A 20,764-nucleotide genomic window follows, 5' to 3' on the forward strand; every position below is an offset into this window, starting at 1 on the left:
CCGTAGTCCTAATCAAACGTTTAACTACACAACAGTTTATAAATCCAAGGGAGGAATTACACTTGGGAAATTACCTTGAATTAGATTAAGGATTTTCTCAAATTGATACTGGTTGGCGAGTTCAGTCAGATGAGTACCGAATTGAGCGAGGTCTGATGAAAGTTGAGCTACCAGTTCAACGATCGCAACATCATCCCCACATAAAGCAGCATCTTCCAACTCAACCACCCATTCTTTTGGTAATGTCGCCAGAAGCGTTGGATCGAGGGAATCTGAAACGGAAGAGGCAACAGAACAGAAGTAAGAAGGAAAACAATCTGTTCCGCGTTCCCCTATTTCAGTTTCCTCTTCCTCATATACATACTCTAAACCTAGGTATTCCGCCATCTTAAGAAATAGGGTCTGTTCCCGGAAGGGCTTGCTGATGTAGTCGTTGCAGCCAGCAGCTAAGGCGAGGGCGCGATCGCTCTGGGAAGCCTGGGCCGTAAGTGCAATAATGATACTGTTCTGTCCGTCTTCCATTGCCCGAATTTGCTTCGTAGCCTCGTATCCATCTAACACGGGCATCCGAATGTCCATCCAGGTTAGGTCGGGTTGCCATTGTTGCCAAATCTGCACAGCTTGCTGTCCGTTGGTAGCTTCTTTTACCTCTAATCCTAATTGTGTCAGTAATCTGACCATTAGCAAGCGATTTTCTGCTTGATCGTCAACCACCAAAATGCGATGATCCCCTTGACTGGGAGCCAGCCCAATCACGAGGCGATTATTCTCTTCGGGTGTAACATTAACTCCACTGATGGGGCTGACGGGAAGGGTAAAGGTGAAGCTACTCCCCTCTCCCAGAGTGCTGCTGACAGAAATTTCTCCGCCCATGAGTTCCAACAATTTGCGGCTAATGGTTAGACCTAGCCCAGTACCGCCGGTCAATCGCTTCCCAGCTTGGGCTTGCACAAACGCATCGAAGATGGTGTCGAGTTCGACCGATGCAATCCCTAAACCCGTGTCAGCCACTACAAACTGGAGAATCGGCCGAGTTGTGCTTAATGCCCCTGTACCGTCCGCCTCAATACTAACTTGCAAAGTAATGCTTCCCCGATCGGTAAATTTGATGGCATTACTCAGCAGATTGAGCAAAACCTGGCGCAGTTTTTGAGCATCGACAAGCATAAATTGGGGAACTTCTGGCGCAATCTCGAAACAAAGGTCAAGTCCTTTAGAACTTGCTCGTTCCGCCAACATATTTCGGAGGGAATGCAGCAGCGCAATTAAATCTAATCCGCTGTGTTCAACTGTGCAGTGTCCCGATTCAATTTTCGAGAGATCCAGCACATCGTTAATCAAACTCAAGAGGTGATCGCCACTGCGACGAATTGTTTGCAGGTCTTCTTTTTGGTTGGGAGTTAGGGAGGAGTCATGGGTCATTACCTGAGCAAATCCTAGAATCACGTTGAGGGGAGTGCGTAATTCGTGGCTCATATTGGCTAGGAAGGTACTTTTTGCCAAGTTCGCTGCTTCTGCGGCTTCCATTGCGTGCTGCAGTGCCAGTTCTTTTTGTTTGCGATCGCTGATGTCTTTGTGCGTTCCAATCATCCGTAAAGGCTTACCATCTTCATCGTAGGCAACGACTTTCGCGTAGTTAGCGACCCACTTCCAGTCACCTGACTTGCAACGCACACGGTAGTCAAAGGCATATTTGAGAGAGCTATCTGGCAAGTTACTATTGAGATCCTCAAAAACCCAGAATTTATCATCAGGGTGAATCATCTGTTCCCAGACGTTTACATCCATCACCAACTCACCGGGCTTGTAGCCCAGCATCTCCTGGTAGTAGGAATTAATGTAAACTTCTCCAGTTTCAATTTTCCAATCCCATAGTCCATCTCCAGAGGCTTCTAGTGCCAGCATTAAGCGTTCCTCACTCAGTTGTAAAGCGGTTTCCGCTTGATGTTGTCGCGTCACATCGATCGCCACACCACCTACTAGCATTTGCCCAGGTAAGTCGGGGATGAGAAATTTGTAAACCAGAAACTCACCCAGGGTTCCATCTCGACGGGGCGCAATCTCAATCGTTTCAATTAGCTCATTGGTTTGAGCAACCGTTTGGATATTGTCTAGATATTGTTGGGCGAAGGCGGCGGGGTAAAGTTCAAAAATGGATTTTCCAATCACATCGTCAGTGGGTAACTTAAAGGTATTGAGATAAGTCTGGCTGGCATAGAGCATTACACCATTTTCATCGGTAATCCAGGCAGGGGCTGGGCTGTGATTCATGAAGGCTTGGAAGCGAGTTTCACTCTCTCGCAGTGCCTGTTCTGCTTGTTGGCGTTCCGCTTCGTTGCGTTTGCGATCGCTAATATCCCGGCAGATACAGAAGTTCATCATCTCATCTTGTAATTCCACCCGGTTCCAGCTAATTTCCACGTCATATACAGAACCATCCTTGCGGCGATGTCGCGTTTCAAACAGCGGAATAACCTCCTCTCTCTGGAGCATAAGTTGTAGTTCTTCCCTCGTCCATTCAGCATCCCAATCAAACACACTCAGATTCATGGTTTGTTCTAGCGTGTAGCCCAGCATTTGAGCAAAACTGGGACTAGCTTCGACAACTTTTCCGACCCAATCCATGACAACAACACCGTCCATGGAAGTGTTGAAGAAGGCTTTACTCCGCAGGAGTTCCTGTTCTAGTGCAAGTTCGGCTTTTTTGCGATCGCTAATATCTTTCATGAAGCAGTAATGCCCCAAAAATTGATCCTGTTCGTCGTAAGTTGAAATCATCACCAATTGCTTATAAAAAACAGAACCGTCTTTACGAACCCCTTTGGTTTCCAGTTCAACTCTGCCCTCTTGCACCATCAGCCAATAGGCTGCAACCAGTTTTTCCAACTCATCGGGATATACGGTTTTTTCCCAGCACATCCCGATCATTTCTTCTGGCTGATAGCCTGTCACGTCAGAATATGCTTTATTGACATAGAGGTAACGTCCTTGAGTGTCTATTTTGGAAATCCCCGACAGCGCATTTTTCATCACCTCACTCATTTCTCTAAGCTCTGCTTCTGCGTGTTTGCGATCGGTGATATCTTCTGAAAAACAAATTAGGTACTGGGACTGATGCTGTTCGTCGTAAATGGGAATCTTCACAGTATGCAGCCAACGTTTGCCCAGACTATGACTTTCAATGAGTTCTTCAGGAATATCCTCAGTCTTACCTTTTTCAAAAGCTTCTCTATCCTTTTGATCAAAAAAGATAGCCTGTTCTATTGGAAAAAAATCATAGCCACTTTTGCCGATCGCTTGTTCGGCTGAGATGCCAAATAACAGTTCGCTGGTTTTATTCCAAAACTGAAATCTGCCAAATCGTTTAGGCTCTGCGTCCTTAACAAAAATTGCAATCGGTAGATGATCCAACAGTGCTTGTAAGAAATTGCGAGTTTTTTGGATTTCCAGCTCGACTTTTTTGCGCTTGCTAATATCAATAAACGTAACTACAACTTGTGTGATATGACCGTTTTGATCGAACTCCGGGTAGGCATTAAGTAATACCCAAACACAACTATCAATTTCTTTTTTAATTCCTACAACATAATTTTTGAGGGAACTTCCACTGGATAAAACCTGATTTACCGGATATTCCTCTAGGGGCATAACGCTGCCATCTTCCCGCACAAAATGCCAGGCCGGAGATATCGCAGTTTTTCCCAGCATTTGATCCATTGAAAGCCCTAGTAATTCACAGGCCGTTTCATTACATAATTGGATGCTGGTATCTGTCGCATGAATCACAAAACCCGCATTTAAGTTATCGATCAATTGCCGATATCTGGCTTCGCTTACCTGTAAAGCAACTTCAGCTTGCTTGCGCTCCGTAATGTCGGTGTGAGAGCCAGCCATCCGAATTACGTTACCTGCATCATCCCACAGTGCCTGACCGCGATCCAAAATCCATTTGTAGGAACCATCTTTGCAGCGAACGCGATGTTCTGTGATATAAAAAGGAGTTTTCTTGGCAAAATGGTCTTGAACGGCTTGCATTACCCGTCCCAAATCATCGGGATGTAGCAGATTCGCCCATTTGTCTATAATGTTTTGGATTTCATGGTCTTCATAGTCCAGCATTTCCTTCCAGCGACTAGAAAAGAAGACCTCATTGGTTTGAACATTCCAATCCCAAATGCCGTCATTATTCCCGCGTACAGACAGTTCCCAGCGTTCTTCACTTTCACGTAGTGCTGCTTCTGCTTGTTTGCTGTCAGCAATATTCCGGGCAATCTTTGAGGCTCCAATTATATTTCCTGCTGGGTCTTTAATGGGGGAGACACTCATCGAGACATCGATTAATGTTCCATCTTTCCTCAGCCTCTTTGTATCGTAGTGTTTGATGCGTTGTCCTCGCTGGATTTTGGTGAGAATTTCGTTTTCCTCATCTCGATAGTCTGCGGGAATCAATTTTCTCCCTGATTGCCCTACTATTTCTGCCGCTGTATAACCAAAAATTGTTTCGGCTCCTACATTCCAACTGGTAACTACACCCTCTAAGTCTTTACTGAGAATGGCATCTTCCGAAGATTCAACGATGGCAGCTAGTTGAGCGATCGCAATTTCTGCCTGTTGTCGCTGGTGAATTTCCCATTGCAACTGGCGATTGGCTTTTTTGAATTTATCGACTTTGCAATAACTAACTTGTGCGAGATACATGACCCACATAAGCAGCCCAACTAAAACTAAGCCCCCAATTAATACAAGTCTAGGCCAATAAAACTTGACTCTTTCTACTAAATCTAAATTTGGATAAACATCGATTTTCCAGTCTACACCATAGGCTTTCACTACAACTGTTTTATGATCTGAATTTTGAGAAAAAGACTCTTGACCGTAGAGCCAAGTTGTGCCATCATAGATAGCCACATTGTATCCTGGTGACACTTTTAAAATACTTTCAAATAGAGTCTGAAACTGAACAACTCCGACAATCAACCCATCAAAACGTTCACCTACAAACAAAGGAAAACTTGCTAAAAATCCTTGACCCCCTTGAACAAGTGAAATATTGCGACTTAAGATAGGTTGACGCAAATCACGAGCTACTTGCAAAGTAATTTTGCGACGCAGTTCCCGATTAAAATCTAGGTTTTGCGCTGCCTCATTCCCTGCCAGTGGCGCAACCCATCGCACCTTAAATGATGGATCGACTAATTCGATTGCCTGATAACCGTAGAAATCCTTTACATAACCCTCAGCATCGGCTTCCCAAAGAGCCTTTGGTGTACCGCCATTAGCTTCCCAGCGATTCGCCATTTGCCGAAGTGTCAACACCCGAATTGATAATCCTTCGCTTAGTTGTGACTGAATCGCATTGGCTTCCTGCTGAATTAACTGCTCGATGTGAATTTGTCCGTTGATGGTTAGCTGTTGCCACGTAAATAAAACAGCAAGAGAGGCCACCACACCAAGCAAAAGAGGTAGCAATCGTTTAAGTGGTGTTTGGCCTAAACTTATAATTACTTTGCGTCGAGGGATTACCATAAATTAAGCGATATATGAATAGAAAGGTCTTCAATTTTTTGGGCTATACTTGGGTAATTTAATGATGCAATAAAACTAAGTTTTGAGCCGGAAAACCAGTTAGCGATAAGGCACTCTCTAAACTTTATACCCCCTAAGTTGACTGTTAAATTCCATCGGTAAAGAATGTTCTTCCTGAACCCCTAGCCCTTTAACTAGATTTATAGATGGCGATGAGCAACATCTGTTCAGATTGTAAATAGGTATTGTTTGCCAACATTGGCGACAAAACCAGTAGATTTGATGCTCGCGAACGTGACGCAGCATTTAATTCGAGCAGCAGGGACAGTGTGTCATCAAGACCTCTTTTTTAACTAAAGGGTATTTCACTCTTATTACAAAGTGCTGTAAGCTCGCTTGAAGCAACCATAACAACACCCTAGAGAAAAAAAATAAAGATTTGGTAAAGAATATAAAATCGTTAAGGAAAAGATACAAGTTTAAACATTCCGTAATGAAATTCAGATTGCAGAGAATTTTTATCCCACAATACGCACCTTGGAATGTCCCATCTGGTTTGTTATAATTCTACACTATTCAGATGCAGCTTTTGAGAGCCATTCCTACATAAAATAATTTTCCTGTTCCCTTTTCCTTGATTTTATCGGAGAGTCTAAATGCCGGCCCTACACATTTGGCAGTTTGAACAGGAACCATAGCGGGAGTCAGCGGATTCGCTATGACTGCTGGCCAATGATATTGACAGTTTTAATTAATTGTTGACTATACCAAGATAATAAGTTGTCAAACCAATTCTTGCCCAAAACTTCTTTATGTGTATAACCCGTGACGCGGCAGAAAAAAGGATTGACGTAGCCCCCGAAAATTAATTTTAAACGGTGCTGGTTGAAGTTAGCCGATCGCATAACCCAAAACACCCCAATAGCCCAAAATACAGGCACCCAAATATATTGACAATATTGTTTTTTTGCGTATCATATTAAAAACCTGTACCATATCTATTCGGATGCCGAACGAATGAACTCAATGCCAACCAATAAAAACCTCAAACTCGCAGCATTTACAGCCATATTTTCGATATTATTTCCCGCAGCTTTACCTACACTTGCCTCAGCCCAGACAGCACTGGCAGAAATTCGGCAAACCGGCATTCTCAAAGTTGGTATCAGAAAAGATGCCCCTCCCTTCGGCTACTTAGAAGGTGAAAAATGGCAAGGAGTTTGCATGGAAGGCTTAGAACTTTTCCGAGCTAACTTAGAAAAAAAAATAAATCGCTCCATCCGCTTAGAAAAACTAGAAACTGATCTCAACGAATCAGCAGAAAAAGGGCGCTTTCGCAGCGTAGCCAATATTCTGTTATACCGGAGCAGCCTTTAACTTGCATTTCTTACGGCATGATATTGCCAGCAAGTGACACTGAATGGAAAGAAACAGTCAATAATTATATTCGCAATCAAAGTTCGACGAACCTGTTGTAAAAAGTGCTCGGGCGCAATTCTCCTTTCCTACCGATGAGTGTCGCCGATCAAGATAAATGTATTTGAACCCAAATCGGGCAAGATGCTGGGCGCGCACCAGAAAAATAGGGGTCAGGTGTGGATCTTGTCAGGGCAAGTCTGATCACTGCAACCAGTGGCGTCAATAGGCTCTAAACTGGATTCAGGAAGGCGCGCAGCACAGGTTTAGGAGGGTCATCAGTGACAGAAAAAAATTATCAATCGTCTTCTCTACCCACCTACGCGCGAAAGGAACTGCGGGAATTAGTTCGATCGCAGTTAAGGGCCCTGTTGGAAGAAGGAGACTTTAAAGGAGCAAAAGCCATTTTGCACCCGGTGCAGGAAGCAGACATAGCTGAAGCTATCGAAGGCCTGCCAGAAACCATGCAAGTAATAGCTTTCCGCTTGCTTTCCAAAGACGAAGCGATAGCAGTTTACGAATATCTCGACTCCAGCGTTCAGCAGTCCCTCTGCGAAAAATTCAAGCGCCAAGAAGTCATTGATATTGTAGACAAAATGTCCCCGGACGATCGAGCTAAACTCTTTGACGAACTGCCGGCAATATTAGTCCGTCGCCTGTTGGGTGAATTGAGCCCGACGGAACGCGAAGCTACGGCTCAACTTTTGGGTTACGAAGCCAGTACCGCCGGTCGGATCATGACCCCGGAATATATTTCTCTCAAAGAAAGTTTTACCGTCGCCCAAGCTTTAGACCGAATTCGCTCTTTGGCTAGAACTACCGAAACAATTTATTCTCTTTACGTCACCGACGCCGGACGCAGCTTGACTGGCATTTTATCCCTGCGGGATTTAGTCACTTCCCCCCTCGACAAAACTGTCGGCGAAATTATGACCCGCGACGTAGTTTCTGTTCAAACAGGAACGGATCAAGAAGAAGTAGCTAGGCTGATCCAGCGTTACGATTTTTTAGCTGTGCCCGTTGTAGACCGCGAACAGCGGCTGGTCGGCATCATTACAGTTGACGATGCGATCGACATTTTAGAACAAGAAGCAGCCAAAGATATTTATACCTTGGGTGGCGTCCAGTCCGGCGGCGACAATTATTTTCAGACCGATTTAATCACTGTTGCCCGGAAAAGGGTGGTGTGGCTGTTTGTTCTGCTTTTAACTAATACTGTCACCGGCGCAATTATTAGAGCTCAAGAAGATATTTTGAACCAAGTAGTTGCCCTAGCAGCCTTTATTCCCCTGCTGACTGGCACTGGAGGCAATGTCGGAGCTCAGTCCTCAACTGTTGTAATTCGCGGTTTGAACACTGATGAAATTACAGCAATGGGCCCGTTTCAAGTAATTGTTCGCGAGGGGATGGCGGGAGCGCTGCTAGGAGCTATATTGGGGACTGTAGCGACGGGCTGGGCTTATACTCTGCAAGGGAGTTTAGCAGTGGCACTCGCGGTGGGAGTGAGTTTGTTTGCGATCGCAATTTTAGCTTCTATTGCCGGTTCAGCTCTGCCGTTTCTATTTCGTTCTTTGGGTTTAGACCCCGCTTTAATGTCTGCTCCCTTTATTACCACCGCAGTTGATGTCCTCGGGGTCTTGATTTATTTCACTTTAGCTAGACTAATTTTGCAGCTTTAATATATTTAATTAGATGGCTGTGAATAAAAAACTTAATCTGTTTTTGACCACTGCTAAATTCGGGGTCTACGTGCGATTACATACCGGATATCTGCCGTCGCGCGTACTTTATTTTTATCCGCATACTTGCACCAGTTGAAAAAAAGAATGCCACTATAGACCCGTGATCTAAACTCCGAGCTTCCTCAGTCATTCCACATCTAAAATCTAAAATCTAAAATCTAAAATGGTATTAGCCTATGTCATCATCCAATTCACCCACCAAAATCCAAAATCCCAAGTCGAGCAATTGGTTAGAAACTGCTGAAGTGGTTTTTATTGCTGCCTCAGCAGTGGGATTGGCTGCTAGTTTGGTTTGGGGGCAGAGCGTTTATGCTCAAGTGCCTGTAGTGATTTCGTTGGTGTTGAATTTTGTGAACCGGCAGAAGCTGCACAAGCAAGTTAAAACAAGTGCGGTGGCCACGTTCGATCGCGTAAATCAACAAGCAGCTACTACCGATCGCGCGATCGAGGAATTGCAACTTGCTGTAAATGCTTTAGACGAAGCTCTTTCTCAAACATCTCGCGAAAATCTCAATGTTGCGCCTGGAGAAAACGTACACTCTCTAATTTCAGCAATTGAGAACCTGCGCCAGCGACTAATAATTTTAGAAAAAACTATTAAAATGATTCAAAGCGAGATCGAACTCACCAGCCGCCAATTCAAACAGCGACCCGAGTTGCAACAAGTCGAAACTTTGACAACAATAATTCTGGACTTGCAGCAGTTTATCAACGAACTGCCACAGTGGGGCAGTTTGCAGCAGCGGCAGCTAACAGAACTTCAGCAAAAAGTAGACACTGCTTTGGCTGAGCTCTCAGAAGAAATTGCTGTGATTCCCAACCGCGTGCAAGAGGCGCTAGCTAGTCGCGGTGGGGAAATTAACCCACAGTTTGGTTCGGGTTTGAATGTCGCTCAAAAGAATGGTTATCGACCTAAAACCCAGAATGAGAAAATTCGCCAGAAATATCCCAGAGCTTATGTCAAGTGGAGTCAGGATGAAGACGAAAATTTGAAGAAAGAATATGCTAGCGGTCAACAAATTGACGAATTAGCTCAGAGATTTCAGCGACAGCCTAGTGCGATTCGTTCGCGATTACAAAAATTAGGGTTAATCGAATAATGGTAATTGGTAATTGGTAATTTGTAACCACAGAAAACAGACAACAGTCAACTGACAACTGACAAATAACAAAGCGATCGCCCTTTTTTTTCAAAAGAGCGATCGCTTTGTGTCTGTATTCAGTACCGGCTGCCAACAGCGGGCCACTAACATTACATCTCAAGGCTTTTTAGCCTTGGTCTACCTCATTTTAGAAATCTTGGGGTAACAAAGAACTTAAACGCTCCAACAAAGGATCGGAATTCCGAGGAGGAGCAACCTCAGCGTCAGACACTACATTATCATCCGCCACAGACTCAGACTCAATGGGGTCAGGCTCTACTACTTTTGAAACTGGGGCAAAAGAAACTTGAGCAAACTTACTGTTAACACTCCCCTGCAATTGATCCAACTGCGCGCTGAGTTGAGTCAGGTGATGTTCCAGTCCCTCCAAACGGCTTAATTCCTCTGCCGAAACATTGTGCTCAAACTCAGCAAATTTGACCACAAGTTCAGCAATACGCTGTTCCAACCGCTGAAAGCTCTGTGTAGAGCTAGCAGACTCAGATACAGACAAAAACTGCCACAAAGCTTGCTTGCAGAGATTGCTGAAAGTCTGATACTTCGTGAAAGCCAACTCTTTTTCAATAGCGGCCAGCAAAGTTTGATCCGCAGCATCTTCCGTAAACGCCACCGAGAAATTCGCCTTATTTTTTGCCCACAGTGCCATAGGGTTCAAGCCTTAATGCGTTACTTAATCGTGGCTAGCTGAGCCTCAGCATAAATAAACTGTCCCAAAGCATTAGCTTTCCGGGAAGGCTGAGCCAAGTGAGCCTTAAGATTGGCGTCTTTAAGCAAAGGTTGCAACACCTCCCAGAAAAACTCGCCGCCCCCGCCAGTCAGAACCACATCCGTCACACGTTCCGGCAGCCACTGCACCAAACGTTCGGACAGTTCGTTAGCAAAAGCCTCTCGCAAATCCTTAATAATCGGATCTAAATTAGTCGGCTTAGTCGCTCCTCTCGGACGGTAGAAACGCTGGCCTTCCGGTTTATTCACCGCTTCCAGTAAAGACAGAGATTGAGGGTCTGCTCCCGGAATCTTTGAGGCAACTTGTTCGTAGAACTTGTTCATGGCGAAGGAATCGCTCTTAGAAGCTGCCCGGGCGAACCGGAAACGATCGACCATTAACAAATCGGTAGTTTGGTGTCCGATATCAACAACCGCCACCGACAGTTCCGGCAACTCCGGCGTAAACTCCTTGTTATCTTGAGCCTCGCACCAAATCAGGCTGCCGAACCCTTCCGGCATCACCCAAACGTGACTGATATTAATATCCACACGCTCGCCCCGGTACACCACAACGTGGGGAGAGCGCAGTTGGCTGATAATCTCTTCCTTTTCCTTCTCAAACTGATCCTGCGAATAAAACGGCAAACCCAGCACAACTGCTATTTCACCCTTCATCTGGAAATATCCAGCACAGGAAAAGACCTTAACCAAAGCATCTACTACTTTCGACTGGTCAGCGCCACCGAGATTAGCGCCAAAATCTGCCGCCAATTGACCTATAGCGTAACCCTTGCCCTGGTACTCCAGCCACATATCCAACAGAGGGTCTGTTGCTTTGGACTCAAAGCTGCCACCCCGCACCTTTTCCACGGGCATAGTAGCCACGTTGGCAGGGATGAAAACAACGCTACTCGGGTTGCGACTCACGCAAGCTTTAGTTGCCGTCCGACCCAAATCAGCACTAATAATCGATTTGTTAGAAGCGACTTTAGTCTGCTGGGTCAGCATAGCCGAATTAGGAACAAGCTGTCTAGTTGTCATTGAAATGTGTTACCTCACTGAGCCTCACCATTATCATGCCTTATCCCTTGACACTGCCACGCTTAAAGACAGTGGGTGAAAGCGACGATTCTTCTAACTCTACCTAGATCGGTATCGAAATCAGCACCAAACATTATATTCGGGACGATCGCCCTTACCGTAACTAACCTAACTTTTTCTGGAGCCATAGTCCTCAAAGCTCTGTTGCCTGAGAGTGCATTGTTAAGTTAAATTTAGTTAAGATTCTGAGTGTAAACTTTTGTCGCACTTCTCCGACACCGCGATCTTACCCGATCTGTCCCCAATTCAAGGCATCCGCATTTATGAAAATTTCTTGGCGAACTATACTACTTTGGACTTTACCCGCCTTAGTCATCGGCTTTTTCTTGTGGCAGGGGGCCTTTGCCCCATCCCCCGCTGAAATGAGCAAGAACACCGCCAGCACCCGCCTGAGCTACGGTCGATTCTTAGATTACTTAAACGCCGGTCGAGTGACCAGCGTTGACCTTTACGACGGAGGTCGGACGGCTATTGTCCTAGCAGTCGATCCCGAACTGGACAATCACGAGCAGCGGTGGCGGGTAGACTTGCCCTCAAATGCCCCGGAACTGGTTTCTAGGCTCAGAGACTCCAAAATCAGCTTTGACACTCACCCACTACGCAACGACGGCGCTGTCTGGGGACTTTTAGGCAATCTAGTATTTCCCCTCTTGTTAGTAGGAGGCCTGTTTTTCCTCTTCCGCCGCGGTGGCAACGTTCCCGGCGGCCCGGGCCAAGCCATGAATTTTGGCAAATCCAAAGCTCGCTTTCAAATGGAAGCTAAAACAGGCGTACTGTTCGACGACGTAGCAGGCGTTGAGGAAGCCAAAGAAGAACTACAAGAAGTAGTGACATTCCTCAAAAAACCCGAACGCTTCACCGCAGTCGGGGCGAAGATTCCCAAAGGCGTGCTGCTAGTTGGCCCTCCCGGAACAGGTAAAACCCTGCTGGCAAAAGCCATCGCAGGCGAAGCCGGCGTGCCTTTCTTCAGCATCTCCGGTTCGGAATTTGTGGAAATGTTCGTCGGTGTCGGCGCTTCCCGCGTTCGCGACTTGTTCAAGAAAGCTAAAGAAAATGCTCCTTGCATCATCTTTATCGATGAAATCGATGCAGTCGGTCGCCAGCGTGGCGCCGGTATCGGTGGCGGTAACGACGAACGGGAACAAACCCTGAACCAGTTGCTGACCGAAATGGACGGTTTTGAGGGCAATACTGGCATTATCATCATTGCTGCCACGAACCGCCCCGACGTGCTTGACTCAGCGTTGCTGCGTCCGGGACGTTTTGACCGCCAAGTTAGCGTAGATACGCCGGATATTAAAGGCCGCTTGGAAATTTTGGAAGTTCACGCGCGCAACAAGAAGCTGTCTGCAGAGATTTCTTTGGACGCCATCGCCCGCCGCACTCCTGGTTTTACGGGCGCTGATTTGGCTAACTTGCTCAACGAAGCTGCTATTTTAACCGCCCGCCGCCGCAAAGAAGCGATTACGATGCTCGAAGTTGACGATGCAGTCGATCGCGTGGTAGCAGGTATGGAAGGCACTCCTTTGGTGGACAGCAAGAGCAAGCGCTTGATTGCTTACCACGAAATCGGCCACGCGATCGTCGGTACAATCATTCAAGCCCACGATCCAGTTCAAAAAGTTACCTTAGTTCCTCGCGGACAGGCCCGCGGCTTGACTTGGTTCATGCCCAGCGAAGACCAAGGTTTGATTTCTCGATCGCAAATTTTAGCCCGGATTAGCGGTGCTTTGGGTGGCCGCGCAGCCGAAGAAGTAGTTTTCGGAGATGCCGAAGTAACCACCGGTGCCGGCAACGACTTGCAGCAAGTCAGCGGTATGGCGCGCCAAATGGTTACTCGCTATGGGATGTCTACCTTGGGCCCGATCGCCCTAGAAGCTCAACAAAGCGAAATTTTCCTCGGCCGCGACTACACAGCGCGATCGGAATATTCCGAAGAAATAGCCTCTCGGATTGACGGACAAGTTCGATCGATTGTCGATCACTGCTACGACGACGCGCGCCGAATTATTCGCGAAAATCGCACCGTGATCGATCGCTTAGTCGATTTGTTGATCGAAAAAGAAACCATCGACGGCGAAGAGTTGCGCCTAATCGTCTCTGAATACACTTTTGTTCCTGAAAAAGAACAATACGTTCCTCAGCTTTAAGACTGGTTTAAAGATTAGGGACACGGCAATGCCGTGTCTTTAAAAAGTAGGGACGCAGCACTATTTCCACGTCCCTACTTTTTTATTATTAAACAGTCAATAATATTAAACCGCCCCTAAACGCCAATTAACGCAGATGAATACTACATTTGCCCTAAATACTAAGCATCCGCCATTTTTTTAAATAGCAGCTTTTATTTTTGTTTGTGTCAATACTTTGAGCGCCCGCGCCGAAAAATTAAGATGTTTTGTAGATATTTGCCTCGACCCTAGCAGCGTTGAATTAAGTAAATCCGATATTCCCGGTGCTCCCTCTTATCCAGTCAGAATTATTTTAGGAACTCAACAGTTTAGTAACGAGAAATTGTTGGCGCAAATGGAAGTTAACTGCCAGCAGCGACAGTTGAGAACGGTCAGAGTTAGCGAAGATGGCGAAAATTGGTCGAATTTCGATCCGAGATGGACTTTAGTCGATCGCAACTCATCTTTGTCTGGGCTGGTTGACTATACTTGTAAATTGGCGATCGCAGAACAAGAGAATAAATAAGTAGACCCAGAAAAAAAAACAGAGCACCTATATCTTCAACCCTGGGCTTGCGGGTGCAAGTTTGAGAGCGCTTGAAACCGCCGAGTGTTAATATTACACTCAATCTAAAATCTAAAATCTAAAATCTAAAATCGGATGACAAACCCCACCGAATATCGGCAAAGACGCGAACAATTAATGGCAAAAATTGGCAGCGGGACGGCGATATTTCGCAGCGCGCCCGCTGCCGTCATGCACAACGATGTAGAATATGCCTATCGGCAAGATAGCGATTTTTTCTACTTAACCGGTTTCAACGAAGCTGCGGCGGTAGCAGTGCTCGCGCCACACCATGAAGAACACAAATTTGTTTTGTTTGTGCAGCCAAAAGACTTGGAAAAAGAAACTTGGCACGGTTATCGCGCCGGAGTAGAAGGCGCTAAGGAATTGTACGGCGCGGATGAAGCTTTCCCCATCGCCGAACTTGCGGAAAAATTGCCGAAATATTTAGAAAAGGCCGATCGCATATACTATCACTTCGGGCGCGATCGAACTTTCGACCAAACAGTCCTCAATCACTGGCAGCGCTTGATGGCAACCTACCCAAAACGCGGCACAGGCCCGACAGCAATCGAAGATTCCAACATCATTTTACACCCGATGCGACTGGTGAAAAGTGAAACAGAATTAGCATTAATGCGAAAAGCGGCTAATATCTCAGTTGCAGCGCACAACCGCGCTCAAGAATTCGCCAAACCGGGCAGATACGAATATGAAATTCAAGCTGAAATAGAACATACTTTTGGCTTAAATGGCTGCACTCCGGCTTACCCTTCAATTGTTGCATCAGGTTACAATTCCTGCGTCCTCCACTACATCGAAAACAACCGCCAAATGCAGGAAAACGATTTGCTGCTAATAGATGCCGGTTGTGCTTGCGGGTACTATAACGCCGATATTACTCGCACCTTTCCTGTTACCGGCAAATTTACAGCAGAACAACAGATAATTTATGACTTAGTTTTGCAAGCACAATTGCAGGCAATTAGTCAAGTATATCCCGGAAATCCTTACAGCAAAATTCACGAAACAGCGGTTCGCGTTTTGGTGGAAGGTTTAATGGATTTAAAACTTTTGGTGGGGGACATTGAAGAGATAATTAAAGAAGAGAAATACAAGCCCTTCTATATGCACCGCACCGGTCATTGGCTGGGATTGGACGTGCACGATGTCGGCGTTTATCAGTACGGCGAAAATCCGCAAGTTTTGCAGGCAGGACAAGTGCTGACGGTGGAACCGGGGATTTATATTTCTCCTTATATTAAACCGGTTGAAGGACAGCCGGAGGTTCCTGAAAAATGGCGCGGTATTGGTGTGAGAATTGAAGATGATGTTTTGGTGACATTGGAAAGTCATGAAGTCTTGACGGCGGGAGTTCCTAAATAAAGGTAGAAGGCTTTGGGCACAAGTCAAGAAAGATTCACTACTTAAGTTGGCAGTAAAGGCTTGAGCTTTGTTAGTATTAACTTGAAAAAGCTCAAGTCCGCAACTGGCAAACCTAGAGCAATTATGTGTATTGATCCTACGAAGATCGATCGACCTCTTGAAACCTGCGAAGCATTAGTAGCAGAGCAAAAAGCAAAAATTTGGCAACTTGAAGAGGATTTGCAGCAGCAGAGAGAATTGTGCCAGAAATTAGAAGCACAACTCAAAGCAGTCGAGAATGCCGACTCTTCGGCTTGGGCAACTGAATCGGATATCACCGAGGACGATCGCATTCAGTTAATCGCATCTCTGGAAAAAAGCCAGGAAATGTACCGAACTCTTATCAAACATTATCCCAATGGCTCGGTGTTTTTGTTCGATCGCGATTTGCGCTATACTCTGGTTGACGGCCAAGGTTTGGCAGTAGTTGGTTTGTCCAAAGAACTGTTGGAAGGCAAAACATTGTGGGAAATATCCCCACCTGAAGATTTGCCCCTTTTTGAGACTACATATCGCGCTGCTTTGGCAGGAAAAGAGAATACTTTTGAATATAAATACGGCGCTCGCATTTATTCAACAACAATTGCTCCAGTCAAAAACGACCGGGAAGAAATTTTTGCAGGAATGGTCGTTACTCAAGATATTACCGACAAAAAACAGGCAGAAATAGCGCTGGAAGAAATAAAAAATCAGCTAGAAATTAAATATCAAAAGCGCACTGAAGACTTGAAAAAAGCCAACAATCAATTGCGGGAAGAAATTCTCTCTCGCTGGCGCGCCGAAAAAGCTCTGCGGGAAAGCCAGGAACAGCTAGAATTGTTTTTCTCTCAATCTTTAGATGGCTTTTTCTTTTTGATGCTGGACGAACCAGTGCATTGGGACGATACAGTTGACAAAGAAAAAGTCTTGGATTACGTATTTGCTAACGGGCGGGTAACGAAGGCAAACGATGCTTTGATAGCGCAATACGGAGGTACTAGGGAAGAGTTTATTGGTCGGACGCTTTACTCTTTTTTGTCGCACAACTTGACTGGTAGCAGAGAGATAATCAAGCAATTTTTTGATGCTGGCAGAATTCACATCGAAAATGAGAATCGCAAGTTTGACGGGGTTCCAGTTTGGATGGAAGGCGACTATATTTGCATTTACGATTCCCGCGGCAGAATCGCGGGCTATTTTGGCGTGCAGCGCGATATTAGCGATCGCAAACAAGCAGAAGCCACCCTCAGAGATAGCGAAGAACGCTTTCGGGCAACCGTCGAACAAGCGGCAGTCGGCATTACCCACCCCGACCAAACAGGCCGCTATTTGCGAGTCAATCAAAAATTCTGCGAGATAGTGGGATATAGTGCGAGCGAACTGCTGTCGCGAACTTGGATGGACGTTACTTACCCAGAAGATATAGATGCAGATTTAGAACAAAATAAGAAATTATTTGCCGGGGAAATTGACAGTTTTAAAATGGAAAAACGCTTGCTGCACAAAGACGGCACTGTAGTTTGGGTAAATATTACAGTATCGCTTATCCAAGAACCGCTGAGCGGGGCAATTTACAATGTAGTAGTGACAGAAGATATTGGCGATCGCAAAAAAACAGAAGCAGCACTAAAAGAAAGCGAAGAAAGGTTCCGACAGCTAGCAGAAAATATTGAAAGCGTGTTTTGGATGGTAAACGTTCAACCCCAGGAAATTATTTATATCAGTCCGGCTTACGAAAAAATTTGGGGCAGAAGCAGCGCTGATTTATATGCTTACGGGCGCTTTTTTGCAGATTCCCTCCATCCAGAAGATCGCGAGCGCGTTATTGCTAATTTAACTAGGCAAATTCAGTCTGAAGACGAGATAGAATATCGAATTGTCAGGCCGGACGGCAAAACCCGCTGGATTCGCGATCGGGCTTTTCCGATTAAAAATCAATCTGGTAAAGTCTACCGCATCGTGGGCATTGCAGTAGATATTAGCGCAGGCAAACAGGCAGAAAAAACCATCCGCGAAAGTGAAGAACGCTTCCGCCAGTTAGCAGAAAATATCCAAGATTCCGTCTGGCTAATGTCTGCGGAATTCACCGATTTATTGTATCTAAGTCCAGCTTACGAACAAATCTGGGGGCGCAGTCGCGAAGAATTGTATGCCGAGCCCTTAAAAATGATGGAGTGGGTGCATCCAGAAGATAAACACCTGTTGGAAGAGGCAATGGGGCGAGTGTTGCAGGGCGAGTCCACCAATACCGAATATCGGATTTTTCTGCCAGACGGCACAATTCGCTGGGTGTGCGATCGAGCTTTTCCCATTTACGACGAATCGGGCCAAATTTACCGCATCGCGGGTATTGGCGAAGATATCAGCGATCGCAAATTGACCGAGGCCCGCATCCAAGCAGCACTCCGCGAAAAAGAAGTATTGATCAAAGAGATTCACCACCGAGTCAAAAATAATATGCAGGTAATTTCCAGCTTGCTGCAACTTCAAGCTCAATACATTGAAGACGAATCCACGCTAGCTTTATTTGAAGAAAGCCAGACCCGCATCCATTCAATGGCTCTGATTCACGAGCAACTCTATCAATCCGAACATCTCGATCGCATCGACCTTCCCCCCTACGTCGAAAACTTGGTTGCTAATTTGTATCAATCTTTTGGTTGCGGCAACACTGCCATCCAATTCAATCTCAATCTTGACCCAATTTATTTAAACATAGAAACAGCAATTCCTTGCGGTTTAATTATTAACGAACTGGTTTCTAATTCCCTAAAATATGCTTTTAGCCAAAGTTTGACAGGTGAAATTAACATTAAATTTAATGAATTAAGTTCTCAGCAACTCCAATTAATTATTCAAGATAATGGTAGCGGATTCCCGGCGGGTTTCGACGTAGACAATACTGAAACATTAGGATTGCGATTAGTGAGAATGTTGTCTTGCCAATTAGAGGCGAGTATTGCCATTGACAGTCAGTGTGGAACCTGCTACACTCTAATTTTTAAAGAGTTAAATTATCGGCGACGCATTTAAGGAAAAATGAACCCTATAAAAATTTTGGTTGTCGAAGACGAAGTTATTGTAGCGCAAGACATAGCAAGCCGATTAAAAAAACTGGGATATGCAGTAACAGCTACAGTTTCTTCAGGAGAAGAAGCAATTCAAAAAGCTCTAGAAAACCCGCCCGATTTAGTGTTGATGGACATCGTGCTTAAAGGTGAGATGGACGGGGTAACAGCGGCCGAAAAAATCCGAACTAATAGGAATGTGCCGACCATATTTTTAACAGCTTATGCCGACGATCAAACGCTGCAAAGAGCGAAACTTACAGACCCATTCGGTTATATTATCAAACCATTTCAACAAAATGATTTGCGGGTGGCGATCGAGATTGCCCTGCACAGACACGAAATCGAAACCAAGATGCGAGAATCTCTCAAAGCCGCGGAAGCAGTTAGAGAGTCGGTGGAAGAAAAATCGCACCGCCAAAACCAATATATTTCAATGGCCGCTCACGAATTGCGGAACCCGCTCAACGCGATTTTAATTTCTGCGGAACTTCTGGATCTCGATCGAACTCGCAGCAGTGACGAATCTCAAGTTAGAACCCTGCGCTTAGTGCACTCAGCTACCCAGAAGATGAACCAGCTAATCGACGATATGCTGTTCATGGGTCGAGCAGAAGCAGGCCAACTCAAATGCAATCCATTACCGATAAATTTAGTCGAATTTTGTCAAGACTTGCTAGCTCAATTGCAGTTAGGAAATGAAGCCAAGCACAAACTAACATTAATCTGTTCAGATGTTACCAGTGCAATATTAGATCAACAATTACTGCACGGCATTATTTCTAACTTAATCGTCAACGCCATCAAATATTCTCCCAACGGCGGGCAAGTCACCTTGGAATTGGAATGCCGTCAAGCAGGCGAGGGAGACACAGAACCTATTTTCTGCTTGTCTCCTCAGTGTTTATTTCTCAATTCCCAATTTACAAAAATTAACTCCCCCTTACTAATTATGCGTATCCGAGACGAAGGTATGGGTATCCCAGAAACTGAAGTAGGGAAAATATTTGAAATGTTTTACCGCTGCAAGAATACGGGAAAGATTAAAGGTAATGGTTTGGGATTAACAATTGTTAAAAAAGCTGTGGAATTGCAAGGAGGGGCGATCGTCTGCGAAAGCAAAATGGGCGTGGGTACAACCTTCACAGTCGCCCTTCCTTACGTAGCACTTTCCTGTAAGACTCAACGAGAAAAAACTTAAATACCACTACAAACACTAATCAAAGTGTTGCAAAATCCACTCCACAGCCGCCGCTAAATTTGCTGCAATAAAATCAGGTTTAGTATGGTGCTGATACTCTCCACTCAACACACTTTCTCCGTAACCAGTCTGCACCAAAATACCAGTACAGCCGGCATTGTGAGCCATATCTACATCAGTCGCTTTATCCCCGACCATAAAACTATTTCGCAAATCTAAATCCTGTTCCCAAGCGGCCGCTACCAACATCCCTGTATTCGGTTTTCGCCATGTTGTATACCGCGTAAATTCTGGGTTGGTTCCGCCTTCGGCTGCGCTTAAATAAGGACAGTAATAAAGAGCATCTAACTTGGCTCCTGCTTCATTTTCTAATAACTCACACAGGCGTTGGTGCAAAGCTTCTACGTGGCTAACCGGATAATAACCCCTCGCCGGGCCCGATTGATTGGAAACCAAACAGCAAAATATTTGTTTGTCATTTAAACGCCGTACAGCTTCGGCGACTCCGGGGATTAAATGCAAATCTTCTACTTGGTGGATGTAGCCCGCTTCGATATTGAGAACGCCATCTCTGTCAAGAAATACTGCTCGTTTCATTGTTGTATTGTTGCTTGAAAATTGGGTTTAGGGTGAGGATGCGGCAGTGCTCGTTGGTGTTAACTTAAGCCTAAAAACCTTTGTATCTATCGTTTATAGTCG

Annotated in this window: 13 protein-coding genes; 8 read left to right on the top strand and 5 right to left on the bottom strand. The window is 45.4% G+C overall.

Features of this window, described 5'->3' with window-relative positions:
- Positions 1-36: 36 nt before the first annotated feature.
- On the bottom strand, positions 37-5,526 hold the full coding sequence (locus QUA57_RS06905) for a PAS domain S-box protein (protein WP_333060091.1): 5,490 nt from the start codon (positions 5,524-5,526) through the stop codon (positions 37-39).
- A gap of 716 nt (positions 5,527-6,242) precedes the next feature.
- On the bottom strand, positions 6,243-6,467 hold the full coding sequence (locus QUA57_RS06910; protein WP_333060092.1) for a PAS domain S-box protein: 225 nt from the start codon (positions 6,465-6,467) through the stop codon (positions 6,243-6,245).
- Between the two features lie 85 nt (positions 6,468-6,552).
- On the opposite strand from QUA57_RS06910, the gene QUA57_RS06915 reads away from it, so the two are divergent.
- From QUA57_RS06915 to QUA57_RS06925, 3 genes are all read left to right on the top strand, one after another.
- A complete protein-coding gene (locus tag QUA57_RS06915) occupies positions 6,553-6,903 on the top strand; it encodes a hypothetical protein (RefSeq protein ID WP_333060093.1) in 351 nt (116 codons plus the stop codon).
- A 320-nt stretch (positions 6,904-7,223) separates the two neighbouring features.
- Positions 7,224-8,621, top strand: coding sequence for a magnesium transporter (gene mgtE, locus QUA57_RS06920; protein ID WP_333041966.1), 1,398 nt, complete (start codon positions 7,224-7,226; stop codon positions 8,619-8,621).
- Positions 8,622-8,860: 239 nt separating this feature from the next.
- A complete protein-coding gene (locus tag QUA57_RS06925) occupies positions 8,861-9,784 on the top strand; it encodes a hypothetical protein (protein WP_333060094.1) in 924 nt (307 codons plus the stop codon).
- A 190-nt stretch (positions 9,785-9,974) separates the two neighbouring features.
- Here the strand turns inward: QUA57_RS06925 and QUA57_RS06930 are convergent, their stop codons facing one another.
- Together QUA57_RS06930 and QUA57_RS06935 are read right to left on the bottom strand one after the other, a co-directional pair.
- Positions 9,975-10,493 (bottom strand): hypothetical protein, encoded by a 519-nt coding sequence (locus QUA57_RS06930; protein WP_333041970.1) that lies wholly within the window; start codon positions 10,491-10,493, stop codon positions 9,975-9,977.
- Positions 10,494-10,513: 20 nt separating this feature from the next.
- Positions 10,514-11,596 (bottom strand): ParM/StbA family protein, encoded by a 1,083-nt coding sequence (locus QUA57_RS06935; protein WP_333041971.1) that lies wholly within the window; start codon positions 11,594-11,596, stop codon positions 10,514-10,516.
- 323 nt (positions 11,597-11,919) lie between these two features.
- Here QUA57_RS06935 and ftsH2 point away from each other — a divergent pair, with 323 nt between their 5' ends.
- The 5 genes from ftsH2 to QUA57_RS06960 all read left to right on the top strand — a co-directional run bounded on the left by ftsH2 (position 11,920) and on the right by QUA57_RS06960 (position 20,065).
- Entirely contained in the window at positions 11,920-13,806 is a 1,887-nt protein-coding gene (gene ftsH2, locus QUA57_RS06940; protein WP_006633417.1) for an ATP-dependent zinc metalloprotease FtsH2, read from the top strand.
- Between the two features lie 217 nt (positions 13,807-14,023).
- Positions 14,024-14,353 (top strand): hypothetical protein, encoded by a 330-nt coding sequence (locus tag QUA57_RS06945; protein WP_333060095.1) that lies wholly within the window; start codon positions 14,024-14,026, stop codon positions 14,351-14,353.
- Positions 14,354-14,488: 135 nt separating this feature from the next.
- The gene (locus QUA57_RS06950; protein WP_333060096.1) at positions 14,489-15,778 is read left to right on the top strand and encodes an aminopeptidase P N-terminal domain-containing protein; all 1,290 of its coding nucleotides are present in this window, start codon (positions 14,489-14,491) and stop codon (positions 15,776-15,778) included.
- Positions 15,779-15,901: 123 nt separating this feature from the next.
- Positions 15,902-18,829, top strand: coding sequence for a PAS domain S-box protein (locus tag QUA57_RS06955; RefSeq protein WP_333060097.1), 2,928 nt, complete (start codon positions 15,902-15,904; stop codon positions 18,827-18,829).
- A 6-nt stretch (positions 18,830-18,835) separates the two neighbouring features.
- On the top strand, positions 18,836-20,065 hold the full coding sequence (locus QUA57_RS06960; RefSeq protein ID WP_333060098.1) for a response regulator: 1,230 nt from the start codon (positions 18,836-18,838) through the stop codon (positions 20,063-20,065).
- Positions 20,066-20,080: 15 nt separating this feature from the next.
- Here the strand turns inward: QUA57_RS06960 and QUA57_RS06965 are convergent, their stop codons facing one another.
- Positions 20,081-20,662: an HAD family hydrolase gene (locus QUA57_RS06965; protein ID WP_333060099.1), complete on the bottom strand. Its 582-nt coding sequence runs from the start codon at positions 20,660-20,662 to the stop codon at positions 20,081-20,083.
- Between the last annotated feature and the right edge of the window lie 102 nt (positions 20,663-20,764).

Source organism: Microcoleus sp. Pol7_B2, from assembly GCF_036701035.1.
In the GTDB taxonomy this organism is placed as follows: domain Bacteria; phylum Cyanobacteriota; class Cyanobacteriia; order Cyanobacteriales; family Microcoleaceae; genus Microcoleus.